This window comes from Streptomyces sp. NPDC004667 (genome assembly GCF_040609475.1).
Lineage (GTDB): Bacteria > Actinomycetota > Actinomycetes > Streptomycetales > Streptomycetaceae > Streptomyces.
In genome coordinates this window covers 16213-31898 of record NZ_JBEXKC010000022.1, presented here as the reverse complement: position 1 = coordinate 31898, position 15686 = coordinate 16213, and the positions used below count along the sequence as shown (strand labels likewise).

Annotated in this window: 15 protein-coding genes and 1 pseudogene; 1 reads left to right on the top strand and 15 read right to left on the bottom strand. The window is 70.8% G+C overall.

What is annotated here, in order from left to right:
* Positions 1–67 precede the first annotated feature (67 nt).
* From ABZW32_RS15230 to ABZW32_RS15175, 12 genes and pseudogenes are all read right to left on the bottom strand, one after another.
* On the bottom strand, positions 68–2920 hold the full coding sequence (locus ABZW32_RS15230) for a DEAD/DEAH box helicase (RefSeq protein WP_356215621.1): 2853 nt from the start codon (positions 2918–2920) through the stop codon (positions 68–70).
* A 46-nt stretch (positions 2921–2966) separates the two neighbouring features.
* Positions 2967–3854, bottom strand: a complete 888-nt coding sequence (locus ABZW32_RS15225; protein WP_356215619.1) for a diacylglycerol kinase — start codon at positions 3852–3854, stop codon at positions 2967–2969.
* Between the two features lie 80 nt (positions 3855–3934).
* Positions 3935–4897 (bottom strand): twin-arginine translocase subunit TatC, encoded by a 963-nt coding sequence (tatC, locus tag ABZW32_RS15220; protein ID WP_356215617.1) that lies wholly within the window; start codon positions 4895–4897, stop codon positions 3935–3937.
* 54 nt (positions 4898–4951) lie between these two features.
* Positions 4952–5248, bottom strand: a complete 297-nt coding sequence (tatA, locus tag ABZW32_RS15215; protein ID WP_030233644.1) for a Sec-independent protein translocase subunit TatA — start codon at positions 5246–5248, stop codon at positions 4952–4954.
* A 216-nt stretch (positions 5249–5464) separates the two neighbouring features.
* Positions 5465–5665, bottom strand: a complete 201-nt coding sequence (locus ABZW32_RS15210; RefSeq protein ID WP_356215615.1) for a hypothetical protein — start codon at positions 5663–5665, stop codon at positions 5465–5467.
* Positions 5666–5688: 23 nt separating this feature from the next.
* A complete protein-coding gene (locus tag ABZW32_RS15205) occupies positions 5689–5916 on the bottom strand; it encodes a hypothetical protein (protein ID WP_356215613.1) in 228 nt (75 codons plus the stop codon).
* A gap of 15 nt (positions 5917–5931) precedes the next feature.
* Positions 5932–6900, bottom strand: a complete 969-nt coding sequence (locus ABZW32_RS15200; RefSeq protein WP_356215611.1) for a WYL domain-containing protein — start codon at positions 6898–6900, stop codon at positions 5932–5934.
* A 44-nt stretch (positions 6901–6944) separates the two neighbouring features.
* Positions 6945–7901 (bottom strand): WYL domain-containing protein, encoded by a 957-nt coding sequence (locus tag ABZW32_RS15195; protein WP_356215609.1) that lies wholly within the window; start codon positions 7899–7901, stop codon positions 6945–6947.
* Positions 7902–8024: 123 nt separating this feature from the next.
* On the bottom strand, positions 8025–8417 hold the full coding sequence (locus ABZW32_RS15190; protein WP_266838160.1) for an FKBP-type peptidyl-prolyl cis-trans isomerase: 393 nt from the start codon (positions 8415–8417) through the stop codon (positions 8025–8027).
* 28 nt (positions 8418–8445) lie between these two features.
* Positions 8446–9453, bottom strand: coding sequence for an FKBP-type peptidyl-prolyl cis-trans isomerase (locus ABZW32_RS15185; RefSeq protein WP_356215607.1), 1008 nt, complete (start codon positions 9451–9453; stop codon positions 8446–8448).
* Between the two features lie 129 nt (positions 9454–9582).
* Positions 9583–10944, bottom strand: coding sequence for a Pup--protein ligase (pafA, locus tag ABZW32_RS15180; RefSeq protein WP_030233622.1), 1362 nt, complete (start codon positions 10942–10944; stop codon positions 9583–9585).
* Positions 10945–10953: 9 nt separating this feature from the next.
* Positions 10954–12265: pseudogene (locus tag ABZW32_RS15175) on the bottom strand (MFS transporter).
* 136 nt (positions 12266–12401) lie between these two features.
* Here ABZW32_RS15175 and ABZW32_RS15170 point away from each other — a divergent pair.
* Positions 12402–13400 carry a LacI family DNA-binding transcriptional regulator gene (locus tag ABZW32_RS15170; protein WP_356215605.1) on the top strand — a complete coding sequence of 333 codons (999 nt, stop codon included), beginning with the start codon at positions 12402–12404 and terminating at the stop codon, positions 13398–13400.
* A gap of 59 nt (positions 13401–13459) precedes the next feature.
* Here ABZW32_RS15170 and prcA read toward each other — a convergent pair whose 3' ends face one another.
* Genes prcA through ABZW32_RS15155 form a run of 3 tightly spaced genes read right to left on the bottom strand, consistent with a single transcriptional unit; the run spans position 13460 to position 15646 of the window.
* The gene (prcA, locus tag ABZW32_RS15165; protein WP_356215603.1) at positions 13460–14224 is read right to left on the bottom strand and encodes a proteasome subunit alpha; all 765 of its coding nucleotides are present in this window, start codon (positions 14222–14224) and stop codon (positions 13460–13462) included.
* Positions 14225–14264: 40 nt separating this feature from the next.
* A complete protein-coding gene (gene prcB / locus ABZW32_RS15160; protein ID WP_356215601.1) occupies positions 14265–15104 on the bottom strand; it encodes a proteasome subunit beta in 840 nt (279 codons plus the stop codon).
* The gene (locus tag ABZW32_RS15155; protein ID WP_356215599.1) at positions 15056–15646 is read right to left on the bottom strand and encodes an endonuclease VII domain-containing protein; all 591 of its coding nucleotides are present in this window, start codon (positions 15644–15646) and stop codon (positions 15056–15058) included. Before ABZW32_RS15155 ends, prcB begins: the two co-directional genes overlap by 49 nt.
* Positions 15647–15686 lie beyond the last annotated feature (40 nt).

Genomic DNA, 15686 nt, shown 5'->3' with positions numbered 1-15686 from the left:
GCGCTAACGATCATGGCAAGAGATGAGATCCGGCCATCCCGACCTTTAGAGGAAGACCCAAATGGGCCTATCCGACCGAGCTGTAGGCCACTACACCCCGAAGTAGGGCGTCCACGGCCTTACGGGCATTGCGCGCCACCGTGCTCCCGCCCGCCGAGGACGCCGGGGCCGAGGAGCCCGGAGCCGCCGCGGCGATCTGCCCCAGGACGTCGATGACCTGCTTGCACCAGCGCACGAAGTCACCGGCCGGCATCTCCGCCTCGCGCAGCACCTCGTCCAGGCTCTTGTCGGAGGCCCACTGGTACGCCGCCCACGCGAAGCCGAGGTCCGGCTCGCGCTGGCCCACGCCCTCCGCCTGGTTGATGCGGTGCTCCTCCTCCAGCGCGTCGAGCCGGCCCCAGATCCGGACCATCTCGCCGAGCGCCGCCTTGGCCGGACCGTTCGGCACCTTCGGCGGTACGGCGTCGTCCGACTGCCGGGCCTCGAAGACCAACGCCGAGACGCACGCCGCCAGTTCGGCCGGGCTGAGCCCCTCCCAGACCCCCTCGCGCAGACACTCCGACGCCAGCAGGTCGAGCTCGCCGTAGAGCCGGGCGAGCCGCTTGCCGTGCACGGTGACCTCGTCCTCGCGCAGGTAGTCCAGCTCGGTCAGCAGCGCGTGGATCCGGTCGAAGGTGCGGGCGATGGTGTTCGTCCGGCCCTCGATGCGCCGCTCCAGCTGCTGGGTGTCCCGCTTGAGCCGGTGGAAGCGCTCCGCCCAACGGGCGTGGTCCTCACGCTCGTCACAGCCGTGGCAGGGGTGCGCGCGCAGCTCGGCCCGCAGCCGGGCGATCTCGCGGTCGTCGGCCGCCGCCGCCCGGCCCGGACGGCGGCGCTCGGGAGCGATGTGACCGGCCTTGTTGCGCAGCGCCGTCGCCAGGTCCCTGCGGGACTGCGGCGAACGGGCGTTGAACGTCTTGGGGATCCGCATCCGGTCGATGGCCTCGACCGGCACCGGGAAGTCGATCGCGGCGAGCCGCTTGACCTGCCGCTCCGCGGTCAGCACCAGCGGGCGCGGGCCCTCGGCGTACTCCTGCCCGCGGTGACCGTGGACCCGCCCCGCCGGCACGCCCGGGTCCAGCACCAGCGCGAGCCCGGCGAACTTGCCCGTCGGCACGTGGATGACGTCGCCCGGCTTGAGCCGCTCCAGCGAACTGGCCGCCTGCGCCCGGCGCTGCGCCGCGCCCTGCTTGGCCAGGTCCGTCTCACGGTCCTTCAGATCGCGGCGCAGCCGCGCGTACTCCTCGAAGTCCCCCAGGTGGCAGGTCATGCCCTCGCGGTAGCCCGTCAGGCCCTCCTCGTTGCGCTGGACCTGCCGGGAGATGCCCACGACGGAGCGGTCGGCCTGGAACTGCGCGAAGGAGGTCTCCAGGAGCTCGCGCGAGCGGTGCCGCCCGAACTGCTGGACCAGGTTCACGGCCATGTTGTACGAGGGCTTGAAGCTCGAACGCAGCGGATAGGTACGGGTACCCGCGAGCCCCGCCAGCCCCACCGGGTCCATGCCGCGCTGCCAGAGCACCACCGCGTGGCCCTCGACGTCGATGCCGCGCCGCCCGGCCCGGCCGGTCAGCTGCGTGTACTCGCCGGGGGTGATGTCGGCGTGCTGCTCGCCGTTCCACTTGACCAGCTTCTCCAGGATGACCGTGCGCGCGGGCATGTTGATGCCCAGCGCGAGGGTCTCGGTGGCGAAGACGGCCTTGACCAGACCGCGGACGAAGAGCTCCTCCACGACCTCCTTGAAGGTGGGCAGCATGCCCGCGTGGTGCGCGGCGATGCCCCGCTCCAGGCCTTCGAGCCACTCGTAGTAGCCCAGGACGTGCAGGTCCTCGGCCGGGATGGAGGCGGTCCGCTCCTCGACGATCTCGCGGACCTTCAGCCGCGCGGTGTCGTCGTTGAGCCGCAGGCCCGCGTAGAGGCACTGCTGGACGGCGGCCTCGCAGCCCGCCCGGCTGAAGATGAAGTTGATGGCGGGCAGCAGGTTGTCGCCGTCCAGGCGGGCGATGACCTCGGGCCTGCTGGGGGTCCAGATCCGGCCGCGTGAGCGGCGCTCGCGCTCGCGGTCGGCCTCGCGGACCATCTTGCCGCGCCGCCGGTCCTTGGGACTGTAGGTACGGGTGTTCTCCTCGCGGGCCATGCGCAGCAGGTCGGGGTTGACCTCGCGGCGCGCGGAGCCGCGGCCGCCGTGGTCGGACTCCTCCTCGAAGAGGTCGTAGACCCGCCGGCCGGCCATCACGTGCTGCCACAGCGGTACGGGCCGCTCCTCGGAGACGATCACCTCGGTGTCGCCGCGCACGGTGTCGAGCCAGTCGCCGAACTCCTCGGCGTTGGAGACGGTGGCGGACAGCGACACCAAGGTCACCGACTCGGGGAGGTGGATGATCACTTCCTCCCAGACGGCTCCGCGGAACCGGTCGGAGAGGTAGTGCACCTCGTCCATCACGACGTAGCCCAGGCCCAGGAGCGACTGGGAGCCCGCGTAGAGCATGTTGCGGAGCACCTCGGTGGTCATCACGACCACCGGCGCCTCGGAGTTGACGCTGTTGTCGCCGGTCAGCAGGCCCACCTTGGAGGCGCCGTAGCGCTTGACGAGGTCGGCGTACTTCTGGTTCGACAGGGCCTTGATCGGCGTCGTGTAGAAGCACTTGCGCCCTTGTTGGAGCGCGAGGTGCACGGCGAACTCGCCGACGATGGTCTTTCCGGAACCGGTCGGGGCGGCGACCAGGACGCCCTTGCCGGCCTCCAGTGCCTTGCAGGCCTCGACCTGGTACGGGTCCAGGTCGAATTCGTACATCTCGCGGAAGGGGGCCAGGGCGGTGGCCTCTTCGGCGGCGCGGATCCGGGCAGCGGCGTACCGCTCGGCGGGGGAGAGTTCTTCGGTCATCTTGCTGTCGAGCCTACCCGCCCCCTCCGACAACAGTCGCGATCATTTAAGTGAGCAGCCGCAGGGCTCCGGGGACGCACCGCGCGGTCACCGGCAGCGGGCCCAGCCGCTCCCCGTCGGCGTAGGCGGTGAGCGCGGCCGACTCCAGGGTGACCTCGGCGGCCCGGTACACGGTGACCTTGGGGTGGGAGAGGTGCGTTCCCTTGTAGACCTGCGGAAACACCTTCAGCAGGGTGCCGCGGCCGCAGTCGCCGACCACCGTGACGTCGAAGAGGCCGTCGTCCGGTTCGGCGTCCGCGCAGATGCGCATCCCGCCGCCGTACGAGGACCCGTTGCCGACGGCCACGAGCGTGGCCTGCGTCTCGATCACCCGGTCCCCGTCGAGGGTGATCCGGTACGGGAAGGGCCTGAAGGCGGCCAGCTCCGCGAGGATGGCCAGGTCGTACTTGAACCGGCCGAGCGGGAGCCGCATCCGGTTGCCCCGGTCGTTGACCCGCGAGTCGAAGCCGGAGCACAGCACGGTCCCGTACCAGGTGTCACCGGCGCGGCCGAGGTCGATCTCCCGTATCCGGCCCTCCTTGAGGGCCTCGGCGGCGAGGTGCCCCGCCCGCTCGGGCTCCCGTACGGGCAGTCCCATCGAGCGGGCGAAGTCGTTGCCGGTGCCGGCCGCGACCACGCCGAGGGGGACGGCCGTCCCGGCCAGTGCCTGGAGGGCGAGGGAGACCACCCCGTCACCGCCGACGGCGATCACCGCGCCGGTGCCGTCGCGGACGTCCGCGCGCAGCCGGGCCAGGGCGTCGGCCGCGTCGGTGCCGACCACGGTCCGGACGGAGAATCCGGCCTCCCGGAGCGCGGAAGCGGCCGGCTGCGCGGCGTGCGCGCCCCGGCCGCGTCCCGCGGTGGGATTGACGAAGAGGGTGATCTCGGAGGACACCCCGGGAATGTACCCGAGGGTGATCTCCGCGCTCACCGGTTTCCCGGAGGCGCCCCCGGCCGCGGCCGGGGGCGTGCCCGTCAGGTGGCGTCGTCGTAGCCGTTGATCTGCCTGCGTCCGCCGTCGGCCTGCTCGGGGAACGTGGAGGCGGCCGGGGCCTGCTCGGTCGCGCCGATCGGGGCCGGGGTCAGGTCGACGTCGGAGGCCTCGTCGTCGTCGAGGTCGGCGTCGGGGTTGGCGCGCTTGCGGCGCCGGTCGTTCATGAGGCAGATCCCCAGGGCGATGAAGTACAGGGCCACGATCGGGGAGGCCAGCGTCAGCATGGTGAGCGGGTCGCCCGTGGGCGTCGCGAAGGCCGCGAAGATCGTGATGCCGAGGACCATGCCGCGCCACCAGCTGCCCAGCCGCTTGGCGCTGAGCACACCGGTGAAGTTCAGCAGCACCAGCATCAGCGGCAGCTCGAAGGCCAGGCCGAAGACCACGACCATGCGCGTGACGAGGTCGAGGTAGTCGTCGACCGGCAGCAGGTTCTTGACGTGGTCCGGCGTGAAGCCGAGGAGGATCTCCGCCGTCTGCGGCAGGATCTTGTACGCGAGCACCGCGCCGGCGAGGAACAGCGGGGCGCCGACCGCGACGAAGCTCAGCGCGTACTTCTTCTCGTTGCGGTGCAGGCCCGGGGCGGCGAACGCCCACAGCTGGTAGAGCCAGACGGGCGCGGACATCACGATGCCCGCGGACAGGCCCACCTTCAGCGCGATGGAGAAGGGAGCGGTCAGGCCGTTCGTCGTCATCTCGGCGCAGGGGGCACCGTTGCGCTGGTGCGTGGCCCCGTTGGTGCAGCCGACGGACGAGAGCATCGGCTCCAGCAGGAAGTCGATGATCGGCCGGTAGAAGTAGGCCGCGACGATGGTCACCACGACGATCGCCAGCACCGACTTCAGCAGGCGGTTTCTCAGCTCACGCAGGTGCTCGACCAGCGGCATGCGCCCTTCGGCGTCCTTGGCCCGGTCCTTGTTCCCCTGCTTGCGGGCAGACTTGAGCAACCCACGTCCCTTGTCTCGTTACAGATGACTCGTACGGCGGGCGACCGCCGGATGTCAGGCCTGGGTGGTGCGGTTCGGCTCGCTGACCGGGCGGGCGCTGGTGACGTCGCCCGGAGCGGCCTGGATGGTGCGCGGGGCGACGGGCTGGGCCGGGGCCTGGTCGGCGACCGGAGCGGTGGCCGCGGCGTCCTCGGACTCGCCGTCCTTCTTCATGGCCTTCGCCTCGCTCTTGAGGATCCGGGCCGACTTGCCGAGGGAGCGGGCCATCTCGGGAAGCTTCTTGGCGCCGAACAGCAGCACGATGACAGCGATGATCAGAAGGATCTCGAGGGGCTTCAGATTGCCGATCATGTGTGTCTTCCTTCTCACCGAAACGGCTGGTTGTGGTGGCCCGGCGCCTCCGGACGGAGCTCCGGCACCTCTCTGACAAGGATCGTAACCCCCGAGGGTTAACGCCCGGCAATCCCCCGGGGTATCCCCGCATGCTTACCGCACCGACGGTACGGGTCCTCCTCCACGGATTCCATACGCGCGGGCCGACGTACCGCGGGCCGACGTACCGCGCGCCTACGGCCGCAGTCCCTGCCCGGCCCGCGCCAGGTCGGCCGCCGCCTGTTCCAGGTCCCCCGAGGCCTGGGTGATCCGGCGGCTGGCCAGGGCCACCTGCCCGGAGAGCCGCCGCACCTCCAGGAAGACCCGCACGGCCAGCACGGCGAGGACGGCGACCCCGAGGAAGCCCAGGACAATTGCGAGCATCGGCCACAGCATGGGACGAGCCTAGCGCGCCCGCCTCACACGCTGCGCAGCGTGCTCACCCCTCCGCCGGTCAACAGCTCCACAATGCGCTCACCTGCGGGTTTACGGACCGAGGCCGAGCACTGGGGGCAGGTGAAGGAGTAGAAGGTGGCCCGTCTGCCGATCGCCAGCCGCAGCGCGTCCGCGGCCAGCTCGAAACGGGCCCGGCACTCGGGGCAGGCCGCCTTGAAGGTGACGGCCGCCTGCCCGGATGATGGCGACATCGCTGCCCGCTCCCCCTAGATCCGTTCCCCGTACCCCGCGAGTGCCTCCGCGGCGGCCTTCCGCGCGCTCTGTGCCAGTTCCGGAGGCGACACGATCCGGCCGTCCCGGCCCAGGCGCAGCGCCAGCCGGCGCAGGGAGGCCGGGTCGGGGCTGCGCAGGGTGATCCGCAGGCCGCCGTCGGGCCGCTCCTCGGCACTGTCGTGCGGGTAGTACTCGGCGACCCAGCGCCCGCCGGGCCCCACCTCGACCACCACCTCCGGGTCCTCGGCGGCCGGCTGGACCAGCCCCTCGGACAGGTCCCGGGGCTCGATCGCGGGCGGCTCGGCCCGCTCGTCGAGCAGTCGGATCTCGGCCACCCGGTCGAGCCGGAAGGTGCGGCGGGCCTCCGAGAGGTGGCACCACCCCTCCATGTAGGTGTGCCCCACGGCGAACAGCCGGATCGGGTCGACGGTGCGCTCGGTCAGCTCGTCACGGGCGGGCGAGTAGTAGCGCAGCCACAGCCGCCGCCGCTCCGCGATGGCCCGGTCGACGTCCGCGAAGACCCCGCCCTCGGACTCGAAGGTCACCGACAGCCGGGAGCTGGCCCCGGCCGCCTCCCCGGCGGCCGCCTCCAGCTTCGCGGTGGCGCGCAGCAGCGCGTCCCGGTCGCTCTCGCGCAGCCCCGGCAGGGTCGCCACCGCACGGGCGGCGACCAGCAGGGCCGTCGCCTCGTCGGCGGCCAGCCGCAGCGGCTCGGCCGTGGACTCCCCGGAGGCGTCGGGATTGCGCCACCAGATGCGCTCCCCGTCTGTGTCGATGTCGAGCAGGTCCCCGCCGCGGAAGCTGGTGCCGCACATGGGCAGCACGTCGAGGTCCGAGATCAGCTCGTCCTCGGTGATCCCGAAGGCGCGGGCGACGTCGGCGACGTGCGCGCCCGGCCGCTCGCGCAGGTAGGTCACCAGGGACAGCATCCGGCGGGTCTGGTCGATGGCGTTGGCAGCCATGCTGGTACGTCTCCCCCTCAGGGCGTTGCTACGGATGGTGCGGTTCAGCCCCGGGCGACGGCGCGCAGCCGGTCGACCACGTCGGCCCGCAGATCGGCCGGCTCCACCACGACGACGTCCGGGCCGAACTCCACGAGCCAGGCGTCGAGCCCGTGCCCGTACGGGACCTCCAGCTCGTCCCAGCCGTCGGCGCCCTCGCGCACGGCGGTGGCCTTGGCCCGCAGCGGGTACCCGGCCCCGGCCCGCAGGCGGATCACCGCGGAACGCTCGCCGCCCTCCCCGGCCCAGCTCGCCACGGTCTCCCGCACGGTCACCACGTCGGGCACCTCGGCGCTGTACTTCCCGGCCCGGGAACGGACCTTCCCGGTGATCCGGGAGAGCCGGAACACGCGCTCCGCCCCGCGGTCGCGGTCGTACCCGGCCAGGTACCAGTGACCGCGCCAGCACTCCAGGGCCCACGGCTCGACCTGACGGGGTTCGGGCCGGGCGGCGTTGGACTTGCGGTACTCGAAGACCACCGGCCGCCGGTCGCGGCAGGCCAGCATCAGCGGCTCGAAGGCCGCCTCGTGGACCGGGATGCGCGGCTCGATGGCACTGTGCTGGCCCTCGTACGGGTCACCGGCCTCCGGCATCCCGCCGGCCCGCAGCTTCTGCAGGGCTCCGCTGGCCGCCCCGGCGAGCCGGGCCTGCTGCCACACCTTGGCCGCCAGCCCCAGGGCGGCGGCCTCCTCGGCGTCCAGCGAGACGGGAGGCAGCCGGTTGCTGTCCCGGCGGGCCAGGTACCCGGTCTCCCCCTCCAGGTTCTCCACCGTCTCGATCACCAGACCGAGTTCGCGCAGATCGTCCTTGTCCCGCTCGAACATCCGGTTGAAGGATTCGTCGTTCCCGGCTTCCAGGTAAGCCTCGATGGAACCGCGCAGCTCGCGCTTGCTGAGGGGACGACGGGTCCCCAGCAGACACAGCGCCAGATTCATCAGCCGCTCGGCCTTGGCAATCGCCATCGACGCCGTTCCCCCGCTCCTCGACACACACCCGTGACCGTTGACCGTACCGCCCCGGCCGTCCCGGACAAAAGCGAGGGCCCCCGCCTCACGGCGGGGGCCCTCACGGTGACTGCCGGTGAATCAGGCGGCCATCAGGTCACAGACGAAGATCAGCGTCTCGCCCGGGGCGATCGCGTCACCCGCGCCGCGGTCACCGTAGGCCATGTGCGCCGGGATCGTCAGCTTGCGACGGCCGCCGACCTTCATGCCCGCGATGCCCAGGTCCCAGCCCGCGATGACGCGGCCGGCACCGAGCGGGAACTGCAGCGCGGAGCCGCGGTTCCACGAGGCGTCGAACTCCTCGCCGGTGGAGAAGGCCACGCCCACGTAGTGGACGGAGACCATGGAACCGGCCTTGGCCTCGGCGCCGTCGCCCTCCCAGATGTCCTCGATGACGAGGTCGGTCGGAACCGGGCCCTCGGGGAAGTCGATCTCGGGCTTCTCGAGCTTCTGGCTCACGGAACTGCTCCTCATACGTACGAAACGGTCAACCGGAACAGTCTTACACTGCCCCGACGATGTCCACGACGAAGACCAGCGTCGAGTTGGCCGGCAGGTCCTCACCCTTGGCCTGATCCTTGTACGCCTGCTCCGGCGGGATCACCAGCAGCACGCGGCTGCCGACCTTCTTGCCCACCAGACCCTTGTCCCAGCCCTCGATGACCTGGCCCTGACCGATCACCGTCGAGAACGGCGCCCCGGTCTTCCAGGACGTGTCGAACAGCTTCGCCGCGTCCTTGCCCTGGTTCGGCGCCCACGCCGCACCGCTGTACTGCATGTACACGGTCTGGCCGGACTTGACCTCCGGACCCTTGCCCTCGATCAGGACCTTGTCGACCAGCTCCTTCGGAGGGTCGTTCTTCGGGATCGTGATCGTCGCGGCCTCGTCCTTGTCCGCCTTCACCTGCGGCAGGTCCGACGGGATCGGCGCCTGCGTGCCCTCGGCCTTCTTCGGCATCACCGAATCCAGGTCCAGCACGAACACCAGGTTGTCGGTCGGACCGACCCCCAGCTGGGGCTGGCCCTGGGCACCGAAAGCCGCCGCCGGCGGGGCGACGACCAGCACACGGCTGCCGACCTTCTTGCCCACCACCGAGTCGCTGAACAGCGGCAGGATCGACTGCGAACCGGCCGGCACGACCAGCGGCTGGCCGTCCTTGTCATAGGAACCCTGCAGGTCCTTGCCGCTCTTCCAGACCTTGCCCGTGTACTTCGTCAGGACGAGGTCGTCCTTCTTGATCACCGGGCCACTGCCCTCGGTGACCGTGTGCACCACGAACTTGCCGCTCGGCTCGCCCTTGGGGACGGTGATCTCCGCCTTCTTCCCCGCCTCACCCGCCACCGACGGCATCGGATCCGCGGAGTCCACCGGCTTCGGAACCTCAGCGGGCTTCGAGGCGTCGGCCGACGGAGACGCGGAGTCCTTCTTCCCGGAGTCGTCGCCCCCTCCGCAGGCCGCGGTGAGCATCAGAGCCGGCACGATGAGCGCGGCAGCAAGTCGGCGTCGCACAATGGTCCTCAGGGTCGCTGGAATGGTCCGTCCTAGCGGCCCACTCTACGGGCTGCCCCCTCCGCGACAAGGCGGTGGCGTGCGAAGACCCCGCACGCCACCGCGCACGGGGTCCCCGGCCCACCGGCCTCACATGCCGGCGATGAGCTTCTCCACCCGGTCGTCCACCGACCGGAACGGGTCCTTGCACAGCACCGTCCGCTGCGCCTGGTCGTTCAGCTTCAGGTGCACCCAGTCGACGGTGAAGTCCCGCCGCTGCTCCTGCGCCCTGCGGATGAAGTCGCCGCGCAGCCTGGCCCGCGTCGTCTGCGGGGGCACCGACTTGCCCTCGAAGATCTTCAGGTCGTTGCAGACCCGCGCCGCCTGCCCCTTGCGCTCCAGCAGGTAGTACAGCCCCCGCCGGCGGTGGATGTCGTGGTACGCGAGGTCTATCTGCGCGACCCGCGGATTGGACATCGTCATGTTGTGCTTGGCCCGGTACCGCTCGATCAGCTGGTACTTCATGACCCAGTCGATCTCCGTACCGATCCGGTCCAGGTCCTCCGCCTCCACGGCGTCCAGGGTCCGGCCCCACAGCTCCAGGACCTGCTCCACCACCCCGGTGCGGATGCCCCGCCGCTCGGCGAAGTCCAGCGCCTTCTCGTAGTACTCCCGCTGGATCTCCAGCGCCGACGCCTCGCGACCACTGGCCAGGCGCACCTTGCGCTGACCGGTGATGTCGTGGCTGACCTCCCGGATCGCCCGGATCGGGTTCTCCAGGGTCAGGTCCCGCATCACCGTGCCCGCCTCGATCATGCGCAGCACCAGGTCGGTGGCCCCGACCTTGAGCAGCATGGTCGTCTCGGACATGTTCGAATCCCCGACGATCACGTGCAGGCGCCGGTAGCGCTCGGCGTCCGCGTGGGGCTCGTCCCGGGTGTTGATGATCGGCCGCGACCGGGTCGTCGCGGAGCTGACCCCCTCCCAGATGTGCTCCGCCCGCTGGCTGACGCAGTAGACCGCGCCCCGCGGGGTCTGGAGCACCTTGCCCGCGCCACAGATCAGCTGGCGCGTGACGAGGAAGGGAATCAGGATGTCCGCCAGGCGCGAGAATTCTCCGTGCCGGGCCACGAGGTAGTTCTCGTGACAACCGTACGAATTGCCCGCCGAGTCGGTGTTGTTCTTGAAGAGGTAGACGTCGCCCGCGATTCCCTCCTCGTGCAGGCGACGTTCTGCGTCGACGAGCAGGCCTTCGAGAATGCGCTCGCCGGCCTTGTCGTGGGTGACCAGTTCGATCAGGTTGTCGCATTCGGGAGTTGCATATTCCGGATGCGATCCCACGTCGAGGTACAGACGGGCGCCGTTCCGCAGGAAGACATTGCTGCTGCGGCCCCATGACACAACACGGCGGAAGAGGTAGCGCGCCACTTCGTCAGGAGACAGTCGGCGCTGTCCCCTGAACGTGCACGTGACGCCGTACTCGTTCTCCAGCCCGAAAATGCGGCGGTCCATGACTGAACATTACGCCTTCTGCCCTCTTCTGAAACCGGGTTCGAGAGCGGCGTTCCGATCAGTTTTTGACCACCGGCTCCACGACGCCCCCCACGACACCCTCCACCGGCACCGTCGAGGACCCCGCCACGGCACGGCTGCGACCCCCGCCGGACAGCGCCCGCTGAGTGACCGTCAGCACCAGCAGCGCCGCGACACCCGCCCCGCACGCCACCGCGTAGCCCGCCACCGTGCCACCCGCCTCCACCGCCGGACCGGCCGCCGCCGTACCGATCGCCGCACCCACCCCGAAGAACGTCACCAGCCAGGAGAACGCCTCCGTCAGGGTGCCCGCCGGAGCATGCCGGTCCACCACCACGAACGCACACGCCAGCGACGGAGCCAGGAACACCCCCGCCAACGCCGACAACCCCACCATCGCCACCGTGCCCACCGGCACCATCAGCGGCAGATAACACACCGCCAGCAACGCCACCAGCAGCCGCAGCCGCCGCTCCGGCGCACCCGCCCACTGCCGCGCCCCGTAGAACACACCACCGAACAGCGCACCCAGCCCCAGCGCCGCCAGCAGCCAGCCGTACACCGCCTGACCACCGTGACCGTCCGCGTACGACACCGCGGCCACCGTGATCGCCCCCAGCGCCATCCCCACGAAGAAGAACGCCCCCAGCAGCGCCAGCAGCCCGCGCGAACGCAGCGCCCCCAGCCAGTGCGCCTCACGCGGCTCCGAACGCCACGTACGCGAAGGCTCCGACACCACCACCGACAGCGCGCCCAGCACCCCCAGCGCGTTCAGCGCCAGCAGCGCCACCGCCGGCGACCACAGCGCCACGAACAGCGTCACCAGCAGCGGCCCGACCGTGTACATGACCTCCTGCGCCACCGCGTCCATGGCGTACGCGGCGTGCACCCGCTCCTCCTTGCCGCCCAGCACCTTGGGCCACAGCGCCCGCAGCCCGCCCTCCAGCGGCGGCGTGAACAGACCCGCGATCACCACCGCCGCATAGGCCACGGCAGCCGACCCCGTACCCGCCAGAGCCAGCCACACCATGCCCAGCGCCGAGACCACGGCCGCCGGCAACTGCACGCGCGGCTGCCCGTACAGGTCCACCGCCCGGCCCAGCAACGGCTGACCCACCGCGTTGGCCAGCCCGTACGCCGCCGCGAGCGCGCCCGCCAGGCTGTAGCTGCCCCCCTCCGCCCGGGTGAAGAGCACGATCGCGATCGGCCCGGTACCGTTCGGCAGCCGGCCCATCAGCGTCCCCGCCAGCAGCCTCGCCGCGTGCCGGGTCCTGAGCAGCTCCGCGTATCCCGCGGCCATGTCCGCCCCCTTCTGCCCGGACCCTGCCGGAGTAATACGTATAACTTGACCCGTCATACGTACCATGGCCGCAGTCCACAGGTCCAACCGCCCCACCACCCCCACCCCCTCCCACCTCGCACTTCAGGAGCACCGTGTGACGAGACCCACCAGCCGCGACGTGGCCACCGCCGCCGGGGTCTCCCAGGCCACCGTCTCCCTCGTCCTCGGCGACAAATGGCGCGGCCGCGTCTCCGAACGCACCGCCACCCTCGTCCGCGAAGCCGCCACCGCACTCGGCTACCGCCCCAACCTCGCCGCCCGCAACCTCCGCCTCGGCAGCACCCGCACCGCCCTCCTCGTCGTCCCCGCCCTCACCAACGAATTCTTCGCCCGCGTCTACACCGGCGCCGCCCGCGTCGCCGCCGACCACGGCTTCGGCGTCGTCCTCTACCCCTCCCCCGACGGCACCGGCCCCGCCCGCGACCCCTTCGCCTCCGCCCGCGCCGCCCTCGACGGAGTCATCGCCTCCTCCATGGCAGCCGACGCCCTCGCCGCCATCGGCGGCGACGACCTCCCCCTCGTCATGCTCGACAGCGACCCCACCTCCCCCGGCGCCGCCGCCCACGTCAACCTCGCCATGGCCGACGGAGTCCGCCAGATCTGCACCCACCTCCTCGACCACGGCCACCGCGACATCCTCCACCTCGCCTCCGCCATCGACTCCTGGACCTTCGAGGTCCGCGCCGACACCCTCGCCGCCCTCCTGGGCCCCGCCACCCGGCTGCGCACCGTACGAGCCGAACTCACCGTCGAAGCCGCCCGCACCGCCATGGAGACGGCCCTCGCCGCCCCCCACGACCGCCCCACCGCCATCGTCTGCGACGACGACATCCTGGCCGCCGGCGCCTGCAAGGCCGCCCGCCGCCTCGGCCTGCGCATCCCCGAGGACCTCTCCGTCACCGGCTTCGACGACCTCGCCCTCGCCACCGCCGTCGAACCCGAACTCACCACCGTCCACCTCCCCGCCGAACAGGTCGGCGAACAGGGCATGACCGCCCTCCTCGCCGTCCTCGACGGCACCCCCTGGACCGCCCCCGACATCCCCGTCGACCTGATCGTCCGCGACTCCTCGGGCCCCGCCCCCACCCCCTGAACGCACGGGGGCCCCGGCCCGCCGAAACGGCGGACCGGGGCCCCACACACGCACACGCCCTACTCGGCGTCGTCCTCCGGCGCCTCGTCGTTCGACACCGCATCCGCCTGGGCAGCCGCCGGAACGTCCGCCTCCAGCAGCCGCGACAGCTGCCGGCCGCGGATCCGCTTGAACTTGCGCTGCTGCGACCGCGTACGGTCCAGCACCGCCACCTCCAGCCGCTCCGCCGGAATCGCCTTGTCCGCACCGTTCGCCTGGGCGGACAGCGCCTGCACCGCCAGCTTCAACGCCTCGGACAGGGTCATCCCGTCCTGGTGCCGCTGGTCGAGGAAGGTACTGATCTGCTCCGCGTTCCCGCCGACCGCGACCGAGCCGTGCTCGTCCACGATCGAGCCGTCGTGCGGCAACCGGTAGATCTGGTCCCCGGCCGCCGTGGCACCCACCTCGGCGACCACCAGCTCCACCTCGTACGGCTTCTCACCGGCCGACGAGAAGATCGTGCCGAGCGTCTGCGCGTACACGTTCGCCAGCCCACGGGCCGTCACGTCGTCACGGTCATAGGTGTATCCGCGCAGATCCGCGTACCGCACACCGCCGATCCGCAGGTTCTCGTACTCGTTGTACTTGCCGGCGGCCGCGAAGCCGATCCGGTCGTAGATCTCGCTGAACTTGTGCAGCGCGCGGGACGGGTTCTCACCGACGAACACGATGCCGTCGGCGTACTGCAGCACGACAAGGCTGCGACCGCGGGCGATGCCCTTCCGGGCGTATTCCGCCCGGTCGGCCATGGCCTGCTGGGGTGACACATAGAACGGAGTCGACACCGGCTTTCCGTCCCTTTCTTCTGGGCGACGAGCGGACTGGTCAGAGCAGGGCGGCGCGCGGACCGTCGGGCTCCTGGAGCCGACGGTCCGTCACCTTGCGGGCGAGGGACTGCGACTCGTCCTCGGTCAGCCTGCGGAAGCCCTCGTCGGTGATGACGGTGACGATGGGATAGATGTGCCGGTACAGGTCCGGACCGCCGGTCGCCGAGTCGTCGTCGGCGGCGTCGTACAGCGCCTGCACGACCAGCGTGGTGGCCTGCTCCTCCGTCAGATCGGGACGGAACAGCTTCTTCATCGAGCCCCGGGCGAAGATCGAACCCGAACCGGTGGCGGCGTAGCCGTGCTCCTCGGAGCGGCCGCCGGTCACGTCGTAGGAGAAGATCCGGCCCTTCTCCTTGGCCTCGTCGTACCCCGCGAACAGCGGCACGACGGCCAGCCCCTGCATCGCCATGCCGAGGTTGCTCCGGATCATGGTGGAGAGCCGGTTGGCCTTGCCCTCCAGGGAGAGGGTCGTCCCCTCCACCTTCTCGAAGTGCTCCAGCTCCAGCTGGAACAGCTTGACCATCTCCACGGCCAGACCGGCCGTACCGGCGATGCCCACCGCGGAGTACTCGTCGGCCGGGAACACCTTCTCGATGTCCCGCTGCGCGATCATGTTCCCCATGGTCGCCCGCCGGTCACCGGCGAGCACGACCCCGCCGGGGAAGGTGGCGGCCACGATGGTCGTCCCGTGCGGCGCCTCGACGACGCCCTCGGGCAGCTTGCGGTTGCCCGGCAGCATCTCGGGCGAGTGCGCGCCCAGGAAGTCCATGAAGGACGACGACCCCGGCGTCAGGAAGGCTGCCGGTAGACGCCCTGTGCTACGAGTGTTGGGTTCCACAGGTTTCCTTCCACGTAAGCGGCTGCACGCCGTATGACGTCCGGCCGATCCTTGAACTGCCCCAAGGCCGCGTTGCAGCTGAAGCACAGTACGCCTCGGACCTTACCCGTCTGATGATCGTGATCAACATGCTCCGCGGGTGCCTCCTGGCAGAGCAGGCAGATCCCGCCTTGAGCCGCGATCATGTGATCACGCTCGGCTTCGGTGATGCCGTAGTGGCGCTTGAAGTACGACGCCCGGTTGCGTTGTGCTCGGCACTCTCGGCAGTAGCTGGCCCAGCCGTCCGAACTGGTCCTGTTCCGCTCCCACTCGGAATGGGGCTTGATCTCACCGCACTGGGGACACCGCTTGTGCCCGGACGGCACGGGAACCTTCGCCCGCACCGTCCGCCCCTTGGCCTCTTGTCTCAGTTTGTAGTGCTCGGCCTGGCATTCACGGCAGTACGCCTGCAGGCCGTCGCGCATCGCCCGATTGCTCGCGAAGGCCTCACACGGTTGAACGCGCTTGCAGCGCGAGCAACGCTTCGTTCCCTCCCCGGCCATCCCGCCCCCAACCTTCAATCCGAAGGTCAAATGGCCCCGG

Excerpts from the sequence above, each read along its gene's own strand:
- ABZW32_RS15155 (WP_356215599.1), bottom strand. The coding sequence starts at position 15,646 with ATGGCCGGGGAGGGAACGAAGCGTTGCTCGCGCTGCAAGCGCGTTCAA.
- ABZW32_RS15190 (WP_266838160.1), bottom strand. The coding sequence starts at position 8,417 with ATGAGGAGCAGTTCCGTGAGCCAGAAGCTCGAGAAGCCCGAGATCGAC.
- ABZW32_RS15210 (WP_356215615.1), bottom strand. The coding sequence starts at position 5,665 with ATGCTGTGGCCGATGCTCGCAATTGTCCTGGGCTTCCTCGGGGTCGCC.
- ABZW32_RS15230 (WP_356215621.1), bottom strand. The coding sequence starts at position 2,920 with ATGACCGAAGAACTCTCCCCCGCCGAGCGGTACGCCGCTGCCCGGATC.
- ABZW32_RS15195 (WP_356215609.1), bottom strand. The coding sequence starts at position 7,901 with ATGGCGATTGCCAAGGCCGAGCGGCTGATGAATCTGGCGCTGTGTCTG.
- ABZW32_RS15200 (WP_356215611.1), bottom strand. The coding sequence starts at position 6,900 with ATGGCTGCCAACGCCATCGACCAGACCCGCCGGATGCTGTCCCTGGTG.
- pafA (WP_030233622.1), bottom strand. The coding sequence starts at position 10,944 with ATGGACCGCCGCATTTTCGGGCTGGAGAACGAGTACGGCGTCACGTGC.
- tatA (WP_030233644.1), bottom strand. The coding sequence starts at position 5,248 with ATGATCGGCAATCTGAAGCCCCTCGAGATCCTTCTGATCATCGCTGTC.
- ABZW32_RS15205 (WP_356215613.1), bottom strand. The coding sequence starts at position 5,916 with ATGTCGCCATCATCCGGGCAGGCGGCCGTCACCTTCAAGGCGGCCTGC.